This is a genomic window from Cupriavidus sp. 01L43 (assembly GCF_056399925.1).
Window position 1 is genome coordinate 630,696 of the sequence record NZ_JBFTSH010000002.1, and the last position, 14,516, is coordinate 645,211.

Here is a 14,516-nt window from a genome sequence, read left to right on the forward strand (position 1 = left end):
CACAGCGGCAGGCGAACTGCCGGATTCATGCCGGTCGCAGTCTCAGGGAAGTGCTATGCCATTCCATCGCGGCACCACCAGGCTGGCGATGCGGCGATGGAATGACACAAAACCCCGGTTCCTTGGCCGACTCCGGTCACAGAGCAATATAAAGAGCGAGGTAACTTACTCCGTTACACGTCTTGGCGCAACGGGCGTCCGGGCCGCTTGGCCAGGACAATTTAGTGAAGCAAACATCACAATCAACGCCGACCCAGCGGGTGTGCCGCTGGGCCAGAAAAGCAAAATGCCTGCCTCAGCAGAGCTGACGCAGGCATCGCGGCCTCACGTGAAATCGTGCAGGAACAACTTGTGCAGGATTCGTGCTGCCATCCGCAGACCTTACTTACGCAGGCCCAGCTTTTCGATCAGGGTGCGGTAACGGTCGGCGTCGTTGGCCTTGAGGTAGTCCAGCAGGCGGCGACGACGGCTCACCATGCGCAGCAGACCGCGGCGGCTGTGGTGATCCTTCATGTTGGCCTTGAAGTGGGGGGTCAGTTCGTTGATGCGGGTGGTCAACAGAGCGACCTGAACTTCGGGGCTACCCGTGTCGTTGGTGCCGCGGGCGAACTGCTTGATAACTTCGGACTTGTTGGCGATTGCCATGATGGTTTCCTTTCACTTGCGAACGCTGCAGCGCGGAATGCGCCACCTGCGTCGTGCCTTGAAGCCTGGTATGGACTGAGGCATGTGCCGTGCGCAGGGGTCCTTGCACGACAGCCGCGGATTATAGCCGAATTTGCCGGCGCGGCGAAATTCATCCTCGCGGCCTGCCTGATCAGCCCGCCGGGCGCTCCATACGGCACGTGGTGGGCAGCGTGGTCTGGGCCGTCTTGAGCTTCTTTACCGTGCGGAAGCCGTAGCCAGAGCCTTCGTTGTCGAAGCGCACGTCCCCGCCCTGCTTCGCCATGACCGAGACATAGAGCGGTTGCAGCACCTGGTGGTCGTCCGCGCGCACGGTGGCGTCGTGGAAATCGTTGGTGAAGCGCATGTTCTCGAGCGCCAGCGCCACCTTGACCGCCTCCGTGGTACCAGCCTGGGTGATGGCCCGCGCCAGCATTTCCACCATCATCTGCATGCGCAGGTGCACGTAGTCGTCGCGCGGCTCGGGGTAGCGGGTGCGGAACGCCTGGTAGAAGGCGTCGGACGCCGCGCCGCCCACGTTCGGATGCCATTCGGCCACCGCCAGCACACGGCCCACGCCGGCATCGCCCATCGCCGCCGGCGCGCCCAGGCCGTTGCCATAGAAGGTATAGAAGCGGGCGCCCAGCCCACCCTCGCGCGCGGCCTTGACCATCAGCGTCAGGTCATTGCCCCAGTTGCCGGTGATCACCGCGTCGGCGCCACTGGCCTTGATCTTGGCGATGTACGGCGCGAAATCCTTGATCTTGCCGATCGGGTGGAATTCGTCGCCCACGATCTGGATGTCCGGCCGCTTGGCCGCCAGCATCTCACGTGCCGATTTCGCAACTTGATGGCCAAAGCTGTAGTCCTGGTCGATCAGATAGACCTTCCGCACCGCGTGTTCGCCGCGAATCGCCTCGGTCAGCGCCTGCATGCGCATGTCCGAACTCGCGTCGAAGCGGAAATGCCAGAAACTGCAATTCTCGTTGGTCAGCGCGGGATCGACGGCCGAGTAGTTGAGGAACAGCACGCGCGCGTCCGGCTGGCGCATGTTGTGGCGGTTGATCGCCGCCACGAGCGCCCCGGCCACGGCCGAGCTGTTGCCCTGCAGTACAAACGGGATGCGCTTGTCCACCAGCGAGCGGAACTGGATCAGGCTCTCATCGACATTGCCCTTGCTGTCGAACGTGACCAATTCCAGCGGCCGGGCGCCCTCGGCGGTCTTCACCCCGCCCCGCGCGTTCACGCGGTCGATGGCGATGCGCAGGTTGCGCGCCACGGCGTCCCCTGCGTTGGCGAACGGGCCGGACAGCCCCTCGATCATGCCAAGCCGGATCGGCGCGCCAGCCTCGCCCTGGGCATGCCCGCTCCCCGCCAGGCACAGCAGCGTCGCCGCCAGCCATGCACGCCACGGGCCGCGCCGCCGCCCTTTTTCCGCTCCGGACATCCTCACTCCTGTTCTACATCGCACAACAAAGGCGTGGATGGTACGGCAGTGGGGCCGATGGCGGCAATCCCACCAAAAAAGCAGCGTGTGATGCACACCAGCGCCCGAGCGGACTACACTTCCAGCATTCGTACGATTGCCAGTCGAGAAATCCCATGACCTCCCCCCTCCGCTTCGCCGGCCGCCGGCTGGCCCAGACCGTGGCCCTGGGCCTGGGTGCCGCCCTGCTCGCCGCCTGTTCCGCCCTCGCCCCGGTCGATACCGGCCTGAAACTGGTCGGCCAGCCCGAGAGCGCCGTGATGGCCACCTTCGGCAAGCCCACCGACATCTTTAAGCTCGACGACGGCACCGTGCGCTGGTTCTATTCGAAACAGCCGCTGGGCCAGGAATCGTACGCCGCTGACTTCGACAAGAATGGCAATCTGACGAATTTCCGCCAGATGCTCCGAACGCCGGAACTGTACAAGGCGCAGGTCAATGTCTGGACCAAGAAAGACGTGCTGGAGCACTTCGGCGCCCCGCGCGAGCCAAACCAGTACTTTCCGCTGATGAAACGCGAGGTGTGGAGCTACCGGTTCCGTCACGAGGACCAGTGGTACTCGCTGTTCAACTTCTATTTCGATGACGCCGGCGTGCTGCGCCAGACCCAGATCACGCCCGATCCGCTGTACGACCGCTCCGATCGTCGCTGACCCGCATCGCTTGCGATACATCGCAATCCAACGAAAAACCGCCCGTCGTCGCGGGATAGGCGACTGACGGGCGGTTGATGGTCGCGGAGGCCTTGTGAGCCCCCGGCGCCGGCACGCGGATCGGGGATCAGATCTGCGGGTTGATCTTCTGTACGGCCTTGTCGTGCAGCTTGTTCAAGGCGGCCAGGTAGGCCTTGGCCGATGCCGCGACGATGTCCGGATCGGTGCCCACGCCGTTGACGATGCGGCCGGCCTTCGACAGGCGCACGGTCACTTCGCCCTGCGCCTGGGTGCCGGTGGTGATCGCGTTCACCGAGTACAGCACCAGTTCCGCGCCGCTGTTGACCTTGCCTTCGATGGCGTGCATGGTGGCGTCCACCGGGCCATTGCCCTCGGCTTCGCCGGTCTGCTCGCTGCCATCCATATTGAATACCACGCGCGCATGCGGGCGCTCGCCGGTCTCGGAGCGCTGCGACAGCGACACGAAGCGGTAGTGCTCGTTCACGTCGTGCGCCTCATCCGAGACGATGGCCATGATGTCTTCGTCGAAGATCTCGGCCTTTTGGTCGGCCAGTTCCTTGAAGCGGCCGAAGGCGGCGTTGACTTCGCTCTCGCTCTCGAGTTCGATGCCCAGCTCCTGCAGGCGCTGCTTGAACGCATTGCGGCCCGAGAGCTTGCCCAGCACGATCTTGTTGGCGCTCCAGCCCACGTCCTCCGCGCGCATGATCTCGTAGGTGTCACGCGCCTTGAGCACGCCATCCTGGTGGATCCCGGAGGCATGCGCGAAGGCGTTGGCGCCCACCACGGCCTTGTTCGGCTGCACCACGAAACCGGTGATCTGCGATACCAACTTGGATGCCGGCACGATCTGCGTGGTGTCGATGTTCACGTCCATATCGAAGTAGTCGCGGCGCGTCTTCACGGCCATTACCACCTCTTCCAGGCTCGTGTTGCCGGCCCGCTCGCCGAGGCCGTTGATCGTGCACTCGATCTGGCGCGCGCCACCCAGCTTCACGGCGGCCAGCGAGTTGGCCACGGCCATGCCCAGGTCGTTATGGCAGTGCACCGACCAGACAGCCTTGTCCGAGTTGGGGATGCGCTCGCGCACCGAGCGGATCAGGTCCGCGTAGCCTTCCGGCACCGCGTAGCCCACCGTATCGGGCAGGTTGATCGTGGTCGCGCCTTCGGCAATCACGCCCTCGAGCACGCGGCAGAGGAAGTCCATGTCCGAACGGCTGCCGTCTTCTGGCGAAAATTCGATGTCGTCGGTGAACTGGCGCGCGAAGCGCACGGCCAGGCGCGCCTGCTCGTACACCTGGTCCGGCGTCATGCGCAGCTTCTTCTCCATGTGCAGCGCCGAGGTGGCGATGAACGTGTGGATCCGGAACGAGTTGGCGGGCTTGAGGGCCTCCGCGGCACGGGCGATGTCCTTGTCGTTGGCGCGGGCCAGCGAGCAGATCGTCGAATCCTTGATCACCTGGGCGATCGAGCGGATGGCTTCGAAGTCACCATTGGAACTGGCCGCAAAGCCGGCCTCGATCACATCGACCCTCAGGCGTTCCAGCTGGCGCGCGATGCGAATCTTCTCTTCGCGGGTCATCGAGGCGCCGGGCGACTGCTCGCCGTCACGCAAGGTGGTATCGAAAATGATGAGTTTGTCAGACATTTTGTGGAGCTCCTGGGCTGTACCTTGTTGTGTGCCGTGCCGTCCCGTCCTTCTTGCCGTCGGGCGTCGCAGTCCTCGAAATCGAAATGCAAAACGCCCCGGCGTGCATGGTTGCAGGCCGGGGCGTTTGAAAACTAGGAAAATTCCTGGTGATTCCGCGCTAGGGCGATAGCGTCCCTTAGCGCGCGCGCGTCCCGACCCGATGGCCTAGTAGGCCACCTAGGGTGGTGCGGGCGAGTAGGGACTGGCGCGAAATCATGTCGGGGACTATATCCGGTTTGGCGCGCGCGTGCAAGGCGGGCTGACCCGGGCCGGTTTCAGCCCTTCGGCGGAATCCGCAGTTTCTGACCCGGGTAGATCTTGTCCGGGTGCGAAAGCATCGGCTTGTTCGCTTCGAAGATCTTGTTGTAGTCCGCACCGTTGCCGTAGGCGGCCTGGGCAATGGCCCAGAGCGTGTCTCCCTTGACCACGGTATGCCACTGCGATTCGGTGGACTCCACGTTGACGGACATCTTGTCCTCCACCGACTCCACGCCCTCCACATTGCCGGCGCACAGGATGATTTTCTCCCGGGTGGCCTGGTCCGGCGCCACGCCGAACACCGTCGCCTTGCCCTGCGAGCCATCCACCTGGACCATCAGCCCGGTGGCGTCGAGCCCCATCTGCTTGATGTAATTTTCGATGGCATCGCCGGCGGCGCGGTTGGCGGCCTCCAGCTTCTCTGTCGAGGCATCCGCCTTGGCCGCATCCTGCGCAGCCTTGGCCTCGCCCTTGCCGAACAGCTTTTCGCCCGCTTCCTTGATGAAGTCAAACATACCCATGACATTCTCCTGACGGTGAGTGGAACGTAATGCGTAACGCGTGATGCGTGATGCGGATTGGGATACCGCTGGAACGACACAGGGCGCCCGAAGACGCCCTGTTGCCATGCTTGCTAGTTACCGCCGCCGAGACCGTCGGGTCCGCCGGCGCGTGCCTTGCGTACCCCGCCCGGCTCGCCGTGCAGCGCGCGCCAGGCCCACAGCAGGTAGCCCGACACGGCATAGGCCACGAACAGCCCGAACAGCGCTACCGGCGGATCGGTGGAAACCACCACGAACAGCACCAGCACGAGCACCATCATGCCGAAGGGCACGCGGTAGCGCACGTCCAGCGCCTTGCCGCTGTAGAACGGGGCGTTGGAGACCATCGACAGGCCCGCATAGAGCGTGATCGCAAAGGCGACCCACGGCATCCACAGCTCCCTGACCGGCAGCTTGTTATCGATGACCAGCCAGACAAAGCCGGCCACCAGGGCCGCCGCGGCCGGGCTCGGCAGGCCCTGGAAGAAGCGCTTGTCCACCACGCCGATATTGGCGTTGAAGCGCGCCAGGCGCAGCGCCGCGCAGGTGCAGTAGACGAACGCGGCGATCCAGCCCCACTTGCCGAGGTCGCGCAGGATCCAGGTGTACATGACCAGCGCCGGCGCCACGCCGAACGAGGTCATGTCCGAGAGCGAGTCGTACTGCTCGCCGAATGCGCTCTGCGTGTTGGTGATGCGCGCCACGCGGCCATCCATGCCGTCCAGCACCATGGCCGCGAAGATGGCGATGGCGGCCGAGTCGAAATGGCCGTTCATCGCCGCCACGATGGCGTAGAAGCCGGCGAACAGCGCGGCCGTGGTGAACGCATTGGGCAGCAGGTAGATGCCGCGCCGGCGCGGGCGCACGTACTCGATGTCCGGCCCTTCCTCGGCCTCGTCGTAGCCAGGGTCGTTGCGCAACTGGTTGCGGCGGAACGGTCGCAGATGCGTTACGTTGCCGATGCTGACGCGCTTGTTCCGTCGATTGAAGGCACCCATGCCAGCCTCTCCTATCAGTGTGGATGGCGGCGGCTTACTGCTGCGCGCCCTGCACGTCCAGTTCGGCCAGCACGGTCGACGAGGCGGACACCTTCTCGCCAATCGTCACGCGCGGCCGGGCATCCACGGGCAGGTACACGTCCACGCGCGAGCCGAAGCGGATGAAGCCGTAGCGCTGGCCACGCGAGATCGCGTCGCCCACCTTGGTGTAGCACAGGATCCGGCGCGCCACCAGCCCGGCCACCTGGACCAGTGTGACCACCTGGCCGTCCTGCGCGCGGCGGATCACGATGGCGTTGCGCTCGTTCTCCACCGACGCCTTGTCCAGATCGGCATTGACGAACTTGCCCGGGAAGTACTCGAGCTTCTCGACTTTGCCATCCACCGACGCGCGGTTCGAATGCACGTTGAACACGTTCATGAACACGCTGATCTTCAGCGCCTCGCGCCCGGCGTACGGGTCCTGGGTCTTCTCGACCACGACGATGCGGCCGTCGGCGGGTGCCAGCACGGCGTTGGGCGCCGACGGAATCGGCCGGGGCGGATCGCGGAAGAACTGGAGCACGAAGATCGTGAGAATCCACAGCGGCAGCGCCCACCAGAAACCTGCGCTGACATGCACCAGCAGCGAGATGACGAATGCGCCGGCCAGGAATGGCCAGCCTTCACGGGCGATCAGCGGATGAGGATAGTTCATGCAAGACTTGGTCTGAAGTTCAGGTAGAAACGATACGCCATGCCGCGCCGGCGCCAGGGGCTGGCCGCCGTGGGCATTTCAGGGGTATCGCCGCGAATAATAAGAAAGATTCGAGCCAACGCCCGAAAAAAGTCCGACAAGGATAACAAAAAGCCGTCCAGCCTCCGCCAAAATGCCTCACGCAACACTGCGCGGGGCCGGCGGCGGGCTGGACGGCCGAGGGCGGCGGGCCCGGGGGCCCCGCCCTGCCAGCTGTCGGCAGCTTAGTTCTTCGACTGGTCGACCAGCTTGTTCTTGGCAATCCACGGCATCATCGCGCGCAGCTTGGCACCCACTTCCTCGATCTGGTGCTCGGACGTCAGGCGACGGCGCGAGATCAGGGTCGGGGCGCCGGCCTTGTTCTCGAGCAGGAAGCTCTTGGCGTATTCGCCGGTCTGGATGTCGGTCAGGCATTGCTTCATGGCCTTCTTGGTCTCTTCCGTCACGACGCGCGGGCCGGTGACGTATTCGCCATATTCGGCGTTGTTCGAGATCGAGTAGTTCATGTTGGCGATGCCGCCTTCGTAGATCAGGTCGACGATCAGCTTCAGCTCGTGCAGGCACTCGAAGTAGGCCATTTCTGGCGCGTAGCCGGCTTCCACCAGCGTTTCGAAGCCAGCCTTGATCAGCTCGACGGTACCGCCGCACAGCACGGCCTGCTCGCCGAACAGGTCGGTTTCGGTTTCTTCGCGGAAGTTGGTCTCGATGATGCCGGCACGGCCGCCGCCGTTGGCGGTAGCGTACGACAGCGCGATGTCACGGGCGGCGCCGGACTTGTTCTGATGCACGGCGATCAGGTGCGGCACGCCGCCACCTTGCGAGTACGTCGAGCGCACCGTATGGCCCGGGGCCTTCGGGGCGATCATGATCACGTCCAGGTCGGCACGCGGGATCACGGCGCCGTAGTGCACGTTGAAGCCGTGCGCGAAGGCCAGGGCGGCGCCTTCCTTGATGTTGCCGTGCACTTCGTTCTTGTACACGTCGGCGATCTGCTCGTCCGGCAGCAGGATCATGACCACGTCGGCGTTCTTGACGGCCTCGCCCACTTCCTTGACCTGCAGGCCGGCGTTGACGGCCTTGTTCCACGACGCGCCGCTCTTGCGCAGACCGACCGTCACGTTCACGCCCGAATCCTTCAGGTTCAGTGCGTGGGCGTGGCCTTGCGAGCCGTAGCCGATGATGGTGACGTTCTTGCCCTTGATCAGGGAGAGGTCGGCGTCCTTGTCGTAAAACACTTTCATGATGATTCCTTCGATTTTCTAAGTCTGCGTATAAGGGGTGGCGGCGTGGCGCGGGCGTTGGTTCCGATTCACGCGTCGCGCCGCCGGGGATACTGCGATTGGCTTGTGGCCGCTGCCGGGTGCGCCGGTCAGACCTTCAGGATGCGTTCGCCGCGGCCGATGCCGGAACCGCCCGTACGGACGGTTTCCAGGATCGCGGTGCGGTCGATGGCATCGAGGAACGCATCCAGCTTGCCGCCGTTGCCGGTCAGCTCGATGGTGTACGTCTTCTCGGTCACGTCGATGATGCGGCCCCGGAAGATGTCGGCGGTGCGCTTCATTTCCTCGCGCTCCTTGCCCACCGCGCGCACCTTCACGAGCATCAGCTCGCGCTCGATATGCGCGCCTTCCGTCAGGTCCACCACCTTGACCACTTCCACCAGGCGGTTCAGGTGCTTGGTGATCTGTTCGATCACGTCGTCCGAACCGGTGGTGACAATGGTCATCCGCGACAGCGACGCATCCTCGGTGGGGGCCACCGTGAGCGTCTCGATGTTGTAGCCGCGCGCCGAAAACAGCCCCACCACGCGCGACAGCGCGCCGGGTTCGTTTTCCAGCAGGACCGAAATAATGTGTCGCATTACAGGTCCTCCGCGCCGAGCAGCATTTCGGAGATGCCCTTGCCGGCCTGGACCATCGGCCACACGTTTTCCGTGGGGTCGGTCTGGAAGTCCAGGAACACGGTGCGGTCCTTGAGGCGGAACGCCTCGCGCAGCGCCGGCTCCACATCGGCCGTCTTTTCCACGCGGATACCCACGTGGCCGAAGGCCTCGGCCAGCTTGACGAAGTCAGGCAGCGCGGTCATGTAGGAGTGCGAGTAGCGGTTGTCGTACTCGATCTCCTGCCACTGGCGCACCATGCCCAGGTAGCCGTTGTTCAGCGAGCAGATCTTGACCGGGGTGTCGTACTGGAGGCAGGTGGACAGTTCCTGGATGCACATCTGGATCGAGCCTTCGCCCGTGATGGTCACCACTTCCTTGTCCGGGAACGCCTTCTTGATGCCCATGGCGTACGGCAGGCCCACGCCCATCGTGCCCAGGCCGCCGGAGTTGATCCAGCGGCGCGGCTCGTTGAACTTGTAGAACTGCGCGGCCCACATCTGATGCTGGCCCACGTCGGAGCAGATGAAGGCGTCGCCCTTGGTCAGTTCCCAGATCTTTTCCACCACGTACTGCGGCTTGATGATCTCGCTCTTGCGGTCGTACTTGAGGCAGTCCACCGAGCGCCATTGCTCAATCTGGTCCCACCACTTGGCCAGGGCCTCGCGCTTGGGCTTGACGTCGCTGGCCTGCAGCTGGGCGATCAGTTCCTGGAGCACGTCCTTGACGTTGCCGACGATGGGAATGTCGACCTTCACGCGCTTCGAGATCGACGAGGGGTCGATATCGATATGGATGATCTTGCGCGCCTGCGCGGTGAAGTGCGCCGGGTTGCCGATCACGCGGTCGTCGAAGCGGGCGCCGATGGCGATCAGCACGTCGCAGTTCTGCATGGCCATGTTGGCTTCATACGTCCCGTGCATGCCGAGCATGCCGAGGAACTGCTTGTGCGTGCCCGGGAACGCGCCCAGGCCCATCAGCGTGTTGGTGACCGGATGGCCCGTGATGGCGGCCAACTGGCGCAGCTCGTCGCTGGCATTGGCCAGCACCACGCCGCCGCCCGTATAGATATACGGACGCTCGGCGCCCTGCAGCAGCGCGACAGCCTTGCGGATCTGGCCCGAGTGCCCCTTGTTCACGGGGTTGTACGAGCGCATGTCGATCGTCTTCGGGTACTCGTACTTACACGAGTTCCGCGACACGTCCTTCGGAATGTCGACCACCACGGGGCCGGGACGGCCGGTGGCGGCGATGAAGAACGCCTTCTTGATCGTCGCGGCGAGGTCGCGCACATCCTTCACGAGGAAGTTGTGCTTGACGATCGGGCGCGTGATGCCGACGGTGTCGCATTCCTGGAAGGCATCCTGGCCGATGGCATGGGTCGGCACGTTGCCGGTGATCACCACCATCGGGATCGAGTCCAGGTAGGCGGTGGCGATGCCGGTCACGGCATTGGTCACGCCCGGGCCGGAAGTCACCAGGGCGACGCCGACCTTGCCCGTGGCGCGCGCGTAACCATCCGCGGCATGGACCGCAGCCTGCTCGTGGCGCACCAGGATGTGCTCGAACTTCTTTTGCTTGTGGAGTTCGTCGTAGATGTACAGCACCGCGCCGCCGGGGTAGCCCCAGACGTATTCGACGCCTTCTTCGGCGAGTGCGTGACAGAGAATTTCCGCACCGATCATTTCGGGTGCGGCAGATGAATTGCTGTCTGCGTGGGAGAATTCCGCGCTGGGCATGTTCATTTCAGTCCTTTGCAATTTTCGGCAAAAAATTGTTTGGATGCTCTCTGCCGGGCTTGTGGCTCGGGTTCAAGCGGTGCGCGTCTGCATGAAGAGACCGCCTTATAAGCGGTCTGATGAGACAACCACTGATGTCGTGTGAACCGATGATGATACTGCAATGCACCAGCGTGGTCTATGGCCCCCTGGAGACTTTTTTGCAGACGCACCACGATGGCGCAACGGCCGCAAGCGACCCCTCCGTCATATTGTCTGCAAACTAATACAGCATCGCCCAAGCCGGCTGTTTTTTGCTAGCATCGCAGACATTTGCGACCCGCCGCGCGACTTTCGCGGCACATTCCTGCCTGCATGGCCACTGACCAGGAACTCTCAGACTTTCTCTCCAGCGTGGAACGACGTGCCTTCAAGCAGGCCGTATTCGCCGTGCGGGATGACGAAGCCGCGCTGGACATCGTGCAGGACGCCATGATCAAGCTGGCCGAAAAGTACGGCGACAAGCATGCCGCCGAGCTGGCGCCGCTGTTCCAGCGCATCCTGCAGAACACGATCCACGACTATTTCCGCCGCCAGAAAGTACGCAACACGTGGGTAACCCTGTTCTCGAACCTGCGCGACGACCGCGAAGGCGATGACAACGACCTGCTGGAAACTCTCGAGGCCCAGGCTGGGTCAGAATCCGCCGAAAGCAGCGCTGACAAGGTCGAGCGGGCACAGGTCATGCACATCATCGAGCAGGAAATCCAGCGTCTGCCCACGCGTCAACGCGAAGCTTTCCTGATGCGTTACTGGGAGGATATGGACGTGGCCGAGACGGCAGCCGCGATGGGCTGCTCGGAAGGCAGCGTCAAGACGCACTGTTCCCGTGCAACGCACACACTGGCGCAGGCCTTGCGCGCACGGGGGGTCCGACTATGAGCCGAAACGAACGAGATATACAGGAACGCCGCTTCGCCCGCGAGATCCGCTCGGCACTCGATGCCTCGGCGGATGCCGTGCCGGCGGACATTGCCGAACGGCTCGCCGCCGCGCGGCGCATGGCGCTGGCCGCGAAGAAAGCCGCCGCACCGGCCACGGTGCCGCAATTCGCCCTGCCCGGCGGCCATGGCGCCATCTTCGACGATGAAGACGACTCGCCGCTGCACCGCGCTGGCGCATGGTTGCGCCGGCTCGCCCTGCTTTGGACGCTGGTGGCGCTGGTGGTCGGCGTGACCGGCATCTACCAGTGGCAGCAGCAGAAGCGCGTGGAGGAGCTGGCCGACGTGGACGCCGCCATGCTGCTGGACGACCTGCCGCCCACGGCCTACGCCGACCAGGGCTTCCACGTGTTCCTCAAGCACGACCGCGATCAATAGGATGGCGCGCGCTCACTTCCGCTCCGACGCCGCCCCGCGCCGGCTGGCCCGATTCACCGCGCTGTGCGCCAGCCTTGGCGCCGTGGTTGCGCTGGCCTCGGGCGAGTTGACGCAGGCCGCCGAAGCCCACGAGGTCCGTGCGGGCGCCTCGGCGCCGGCCGTGGTCCATGTGCATCCGACCTGGGTCGAACTGACCCCGACGCACCAGCAGATCCTCGCCCCGCTGCGCCCGCTCTGGGACACCATCCCCGAACTCAACCGCCGCAAGTGGCAGCGTATTGCCGATCGCTACCCGTCGCTGAAGCCCGAGGAACAGGCCCGGCTGCAGGAACGGATGGCCGAATGGGTCAAGATGACGCCGCAGGAACGCCGCGTGGCGCGCGAGAACTACCAGATCACCCGTACGGTGCCGGCCGAGAAGAAGGCCGATGCGTGGGATCGCTATCAACAGCTTCCCGAGGCGCAGAAGAAGGAACTGGCGGCAGCCGAGAAGGTGCCGCGCCGCCCCGGCGCAGTGAGCGGCCTGCCTTCCGGCAAGCGTCTGCCGACCGATTCCGGCCACCAGATCCGCGTCAATAAACCCGCCAGCGGTGCCGCCGCGCTGCCCCCAGCGCTGACAGCATCGACACCGGCGTCGCCGGCCTCGGCACCGGTCGCCGCCGCACCCGTGCCGGTCACGCCCGCAACGCCGCCGGAAGTTGCGGCTTCGGCACCCGCAGCACAACCGGCCACCGAGTCGCTTTCGCCGCCGGTCACCGGCGAGGCGGCGACCGACATCCCGATCAGTCCGCCCGACTCCCCCCGCCAGTAACACCTTTCCCGGCCACCTTCCCGGCCGCGCGGCGCGCCGCCCCGGATTTGGCATAATTGCCGCTCACCCGGAACCCGCGCCATGCCTGCCGCCAGCCCTGCCTCCCCCGCTTCTCCCGCTTCCATGCCGTCGCGCGCCCCGCGCACGCCCACGCTGCGCCGCCGCCTGACCTGCATGCTCTATGAGGGCGTGCTGCTGTTCGGCGTGCTGATGGCCGCCAGCGCGGTCTATCTGCTGGCGCGCCCGCTGCTCCAGCGCCTCGGTATCGACCAGCCCTATGTCGATCAGGCCTGGATGTTCGTCGTACTGGCCTGCTATTTCACGTGGTTCTGGCAGCGCAACGGCCAGACGCTGGCGATGCAGACGTGGCGCATCCGCCTCGAGACAGCTGCCGGCCAGCCGCCGCACTGGACCCGCGCGCTGTCGCGCTATGTGCTGGCGTGGCTGTGGCTGCCGCCCGCGGCGGCGGTCGGCCATGCGCTCGGGCTCACGCGCGGGCCGTTCGTCGGCGCGCTGGTGGCCGGTCTGCTGGTGTGGATTGCGCTGGCGTGGCTCGACCCGCGCCGCCAGTTCCTGCATGACCGGCTGGCCGGCACGCGCCTGATTGACCTGCGTGATCTGCGCGACCCGCGCCCGGCCGCGAAGTCATGAGCCTGACGGCGGCCGCCCTGCGCCGCGTGGCTGTGGCCGCGCAGACGCTGGCGGCCGGCGGCATCGCGGCAGGGTTGGCCGAAGGGGCCGGCTGTCCCTGGCCGCTCGCCATCGGCGCGGCGCTGCTGGCCGTGCTGGTGGGCTTCGGTATCGGCGTCGGGATTGCTTTTATCGCCACGCTGGGCGGCGCCGGCATCGCGCTGGATGCACGCCTTCCCCATCCCTCCGACACGCCCCCGCGCCAGCCGCTCGGCCTCTCCGGCGCGCTCGCCTGCTATCTCTCGGAATGCCGCGCGGTCTTCCGCATGTTCAACTGGCTCCAGCCATTCCGCTCGCGCATCACCTTTGACTCGCCCGCCAATGCCGACGCGCCGACGGTGCTGCTCGTACACGGCTACGGCTGCAATCACGCGATCTGGCTTGACATGGCGCCCACGCTGGCCGCCGCCGGCTATCGCTGCGAAGGGATCGACCTCGAACCCGTGCTGGGCGATATCGACGACTACGCGCCGACCCTGCTCGCCCGCATGCACGAGATCGCCGCGCGCACGGGCCAGGCGCCGCTCGTGGTCTGCCACAGCATGGGCGGACTCGCCGCACGGGCCGCGCAGGTGCTAGCGTTGCGGGAGAGCGATGATCCGCCCTGCTCAGGCATCGTCACCCTTGGCTCGCCCCATCACGGCTGCGCCCTCGCCCGCTTCGGCGGCGGCCGCAATGCGCGGCAGATGCGCTGGCACAGCCCGTGGCTGAAGGCGTTGGCGCTGGCTGAGACGCCGGCCTTGCGCGCGCGCATCGTCTCGGTGTTCAGCTGGCATGACTCCATCGCCGGGCCGCCGGGCACCTCCTGGCTCGACGGCGCGCGCAACGTGCCGCTGGCCGGCATCGGCCATGTTTCCCTGCTGCGCCACCCGCGCGCCGTGGACGCCACGCTGGCCGCCCTCGCCTCGCTACGCACCCCGGCGCCACAACAAACCCCACAACAAACCCCGCAGCGCACCTCGATCTTCATGTGACATTCATGTTTCCGTCACGGC

The 14,516-nt window shown here is 65.3% G+C and carries 15 protein-coding genes; 6 read left to right on the plus strand and 9 right to left on the minus strand.

What is annotated here, in order from left to right; translation table 11 throughout:
• Positions 1–381 precede the first annotated feature (381 nt).
• Both rpsO and AC1DP9_RS06045 read right to left on the minus strand, forming a co-directional pair.
• On the minus strand, positions 382–645 hold the full coding sequence (gene rpsO, locus AC1DP9_RS06040; protein WP_092292379.1) for a 30S ribosomal protein S15: 264 nt from the start codon (positions 643–645) through the stop codon (positions 382–384).
• A gap of 172 nt (positions 646–817) precedes the next feature.
• A complete protein-coding gene (locus AC1DP9_RS06045) occupies positions 818–2,110 on the minus strand; it encodes a branched-chain amino acid ABC transporter substrate-binding protein (protein ID WP_441591969.1) in 1,293 nt (430 codons plus the stop codon).
• A gap of 155 nt (positions 2,111–2,265) precedes the next feature.
• On the opposite strand from AC1DP9_RS06045, the gene AC1DP9_RS06050 reads away from it, so the two are divergent.
• Entirely contained in the window at positions 2,266–2,802 is a 537-nt protein-coding gene (locus tag AC1DP9_RS06050; RefSeq protein WP_092292375.1) for a hypothetical protein, read from the plus strand.
• Positions 2,803–2,929: 127 nt separating this feature from the next.
• Here the strand turns inward: AC1DP9_RS06050 and AC1DP9_RS06055 are convergent, their stop codons facing one another.
• From AC1DP9_RS06055 to AC1DP9_RS06085, 7 genes are all read right to left on the minus strand, one after another.
• On the minus strand, positions 2,930–4,468 hold the full coding sequence (locus AC1DP9_RS06055) for a 2-isopropylmalate synthase (RefSeq protein WP_092292373.1): 1,539 nt from the start codon (positions 4,466–4,468) through the stop codon (positions 2,930–2,932).
• Positions 4,469–4,785: 317 nt separating this feature from the next.
• Complete coding sequence (lysM, locus tag AC1DP9_RS06060) at positions 4,786–5,289, minus strand: peptidoglycan-binding protein LysM (RefSeq protein WP_477106849.1); 504 nt, start codon at positions 5,287–5,289, stop codon at positions 4,786–4,788.
• Between the two features lie 113 nt (positions 5,290–5,402).
• Positions 5,403–6,308 (minus strand): CDP-diacylglycerol--serine O-phosphatidyltransferase, encoded by a 906-nt coding sequence (gene pssA, locus AC1DP9_RS06065; RefSeq protein WP_144201580.1) that lies wholly within the window; start codon positions 6,306–6,308, stop codon positions 5,403–5,405.
• A 34-nt stretch (positions 6,309–6,342) separates the two neighbouring features.
• Positions 6,343–7,005 carry a phosphatidylserine decarboxylase gene (locus tag AC1DP9_RS06070; RefSeq protein ID WP_477106850.1) on the minus strand — a complete coding sequence of 221 codons (663 nt, stop codon included), beginning with the start codon at positions 7,003–7,005 and terminating at the stop codon, positions 6,343–6,345.
• A 263-nt stretch (positions 7,006–7,268) separates the two neighbouring features.
• Entirely contained in the window at positions 7,269–8,285 is a 1,017-nt protein-coding gene (ilvC, locus tag AC1DP9_RS06075; RefSeq protein ID WP_092292365.1) for a ketol-acid reductoisomerase, read from the minus strand.
• Between the two features lie 128 nt (positions 8,286–8,413).
• Entirely contained in the window at positions 8,414–8,905 is a 492-nt protein-coding gene (gene ilvN, locus AC1DP9_RS06080; protein ID WP_008643328.1) for an acetolactate synthase small subunit, read from the minus strand.
• Positions 8,905–10,668: an acetolactate synthase 3 catalytic subunit gene (locus tag AC1DP9_RS06085; protein ID WP_092292363.1), complete on the minus strand. Its 1,764-nt coding sequence runs from the start codon at positions 10,666–10,668 to the stop codon at positions 8,905–8,907. The genes ilvN and AC1DP9_RS06085 overlap by 1 nt, the downstream gene beginning before the upstream one ends.
• 348 nt (positions 10,669–11,016) lie before the next feature.
• Here AC1DP9_RS06085 and AC1DP9_RS06090 point away from each other — a divergent pair, with 348 nt between their 5' ends.
• From AC1DP9_RS06090 to AC1DP9_RS06110, 5 genes are all read left to right on the plus strand, one after another.
• Positions 11,017–11,583 (plus strand): RNA polymerase sigma factor, encoded by a 567-nt coding sequence (locus AC1DP9_RS06090; RefSeq protein WP_092292361.1) that lies wholly within the window; start codon positions 11,017–11,019, stop codon positions 11,581–11,583.
• Positions 11,580–12,020 (plus strand): DUF3619 family protein, encoded by a 441-nt coding sequence (locus tag AC1DP9_RS06095; protein ID WP_092292359.1) that lies wholly within the window; start codon positions 11,580–11,582, stop codon positions 12,018–12,020. Before AC1DP9_RS06090 ends, AC1DP9_RS06095 begins: the two co-directional genes overlap by 4 nt.
• A gap of 1 nt (position 12,021) precedes the next feature.
• The gene (locus AC1DP9_RS06100; protein WP_441591965.1) at positions 12,022–12,831 is read left to right on the plus strand and encodes a DUF3106 domain-containing protein; all 810 of its coding nucleotides are present in this window, start codon (positions 12,022–12,024) and stop codon (positions 12,829–12,831) included.
• Between the two features lie 81 nt (positions 12,832–12,912).
• Positions 12,913–13,482 carry an RDD family protein gene (locus tag AC1DP9_RS06105; protein WP_477106851.1) on the plus strand — a complete coding sequence of 190 codons (570 nt, stop codon included), beginning with the start codon at positions 12,913–12,915 and terminating at the stop codon, positions 13,480–13,482.
• A complete protein-coding gene (locus tag AC1DP9_RS06110) occupies positions 13,479–14,495 on the plus strand; it encodes a lipase family alpha/beta hydrolase (RefSeq protein WP_477106852.1) in 1,017 nt (338 codons plus the stop codon). The genes AC1DP9_RS06105 and AC1DP9_RS06110 overlap by 4 nt, the downstream gene beginning before the upstream one ends.
• The last annotated feature ends 21 nt before the right edge of the window (positions 14,496–14,516 follow it).

Coding starts and splice junctions, on each gene's coding strand:
- rpsO (WP_092292379.1), bottom strand. CDS start 645: ATGGCAATCGCCAACAAGTCCGAAGTTATCAAGCAGTTCGCCCGCGGC.
- AC1DP9_RS06045 (WP_441591969.1), bottom strand. CDS start 2,110: ATGTCCGGAGCGGAAAAAGGGCGGCGGCGCGGCCCGTGGCGTGCATGG.
- AC1DP9_RS06050 (WP_092292375.1), top strand. CDS start 2,266: ATGACCTCCCCCCTCCGCTTCGCCGGCCGCCGGCTGGCCCAGACCGTG.
- AC1DP9_RS06055 (WP_092292373.1), bottom strand. CDS start 4,468: ATGTCTGACAAACTCATCATTTTCGATACCACCTTGCGTGACGGCGAG.
- lysM (WP_477106849.1), bottom strand. CDS start 5,289: ATGGGTATGTTTGACTTCATCAAGGAAGCGGGCGAAAAGCTGTTCGGC.
- pssA (WP_144201580.1), bottom strand. CDS start 6,308: ATGGGTGCCTTCAATCGACGGAACAAGCGCGTCAGCATCGGCAACGTA.
- AC1DP9_RS06070 (WP_477106850.1), bottom strand. CDS start 7,005: ATGAACTATCCTCATCCGCTGATCGCCCGTGAAGGCTGGCCATTCCTG.
- ilvC (WP_092292365.1), bottom strand. CDS start 8,285: ATGAAAGTGTTTTACGACAAGGACGCCGACCTCTCCCTGATCAAGGGC.
- ilvN (WP_008643328.1), bottom strand. CDS start 8,905: ATGCGACACATTATTTCGGTCCTGCTGGAAAACGAACCCGGCGCGCTG.
- AC1DP9_RS06085 (WP_092292363.1), bottom strand. CDS start 10,668: ATGAACATGCCCAGCGCGGAATTCTCCCACGCAGACAGCAATTCATCT.
- AC1DP9_RS06090 (WP_092292361.1), top strand. CDS start 11,017: ATGGCCACTGACCAGGAACTCTCAGACTTTCTCTCCAGCGTGGAACGA.
- AC1DP9_RS06095 (WP_092292359.1), top strand. CDS start 11,580: ATGAGCCGAAACGAACGAGATATACAGGAACGCCGCTTCGCCCGCGAG.
- AC1DP9_RS06100 (WP_441591965.1), top strand. CDS start 12,022: ATGGCGCGCGCTCACTTCCGCTCCGACGCCGCCCCGCGCCGGCTGGCC.
- AC1DP9_RS06105 (WP_477106851.1), top strand. CDS start 12,913: ATGCCTGCCGCCAGCCCTGCCTCCCCCGCTTCTCCCGCTTCCATGCCG.
- AC1DP9_RS06110 (WP_477106852.1), top strand. CDS start 13,479: ATGAGCCTGACGGCGGCCGCCCTGCGCCGCGTGGCTGTGGCCGCGCAG.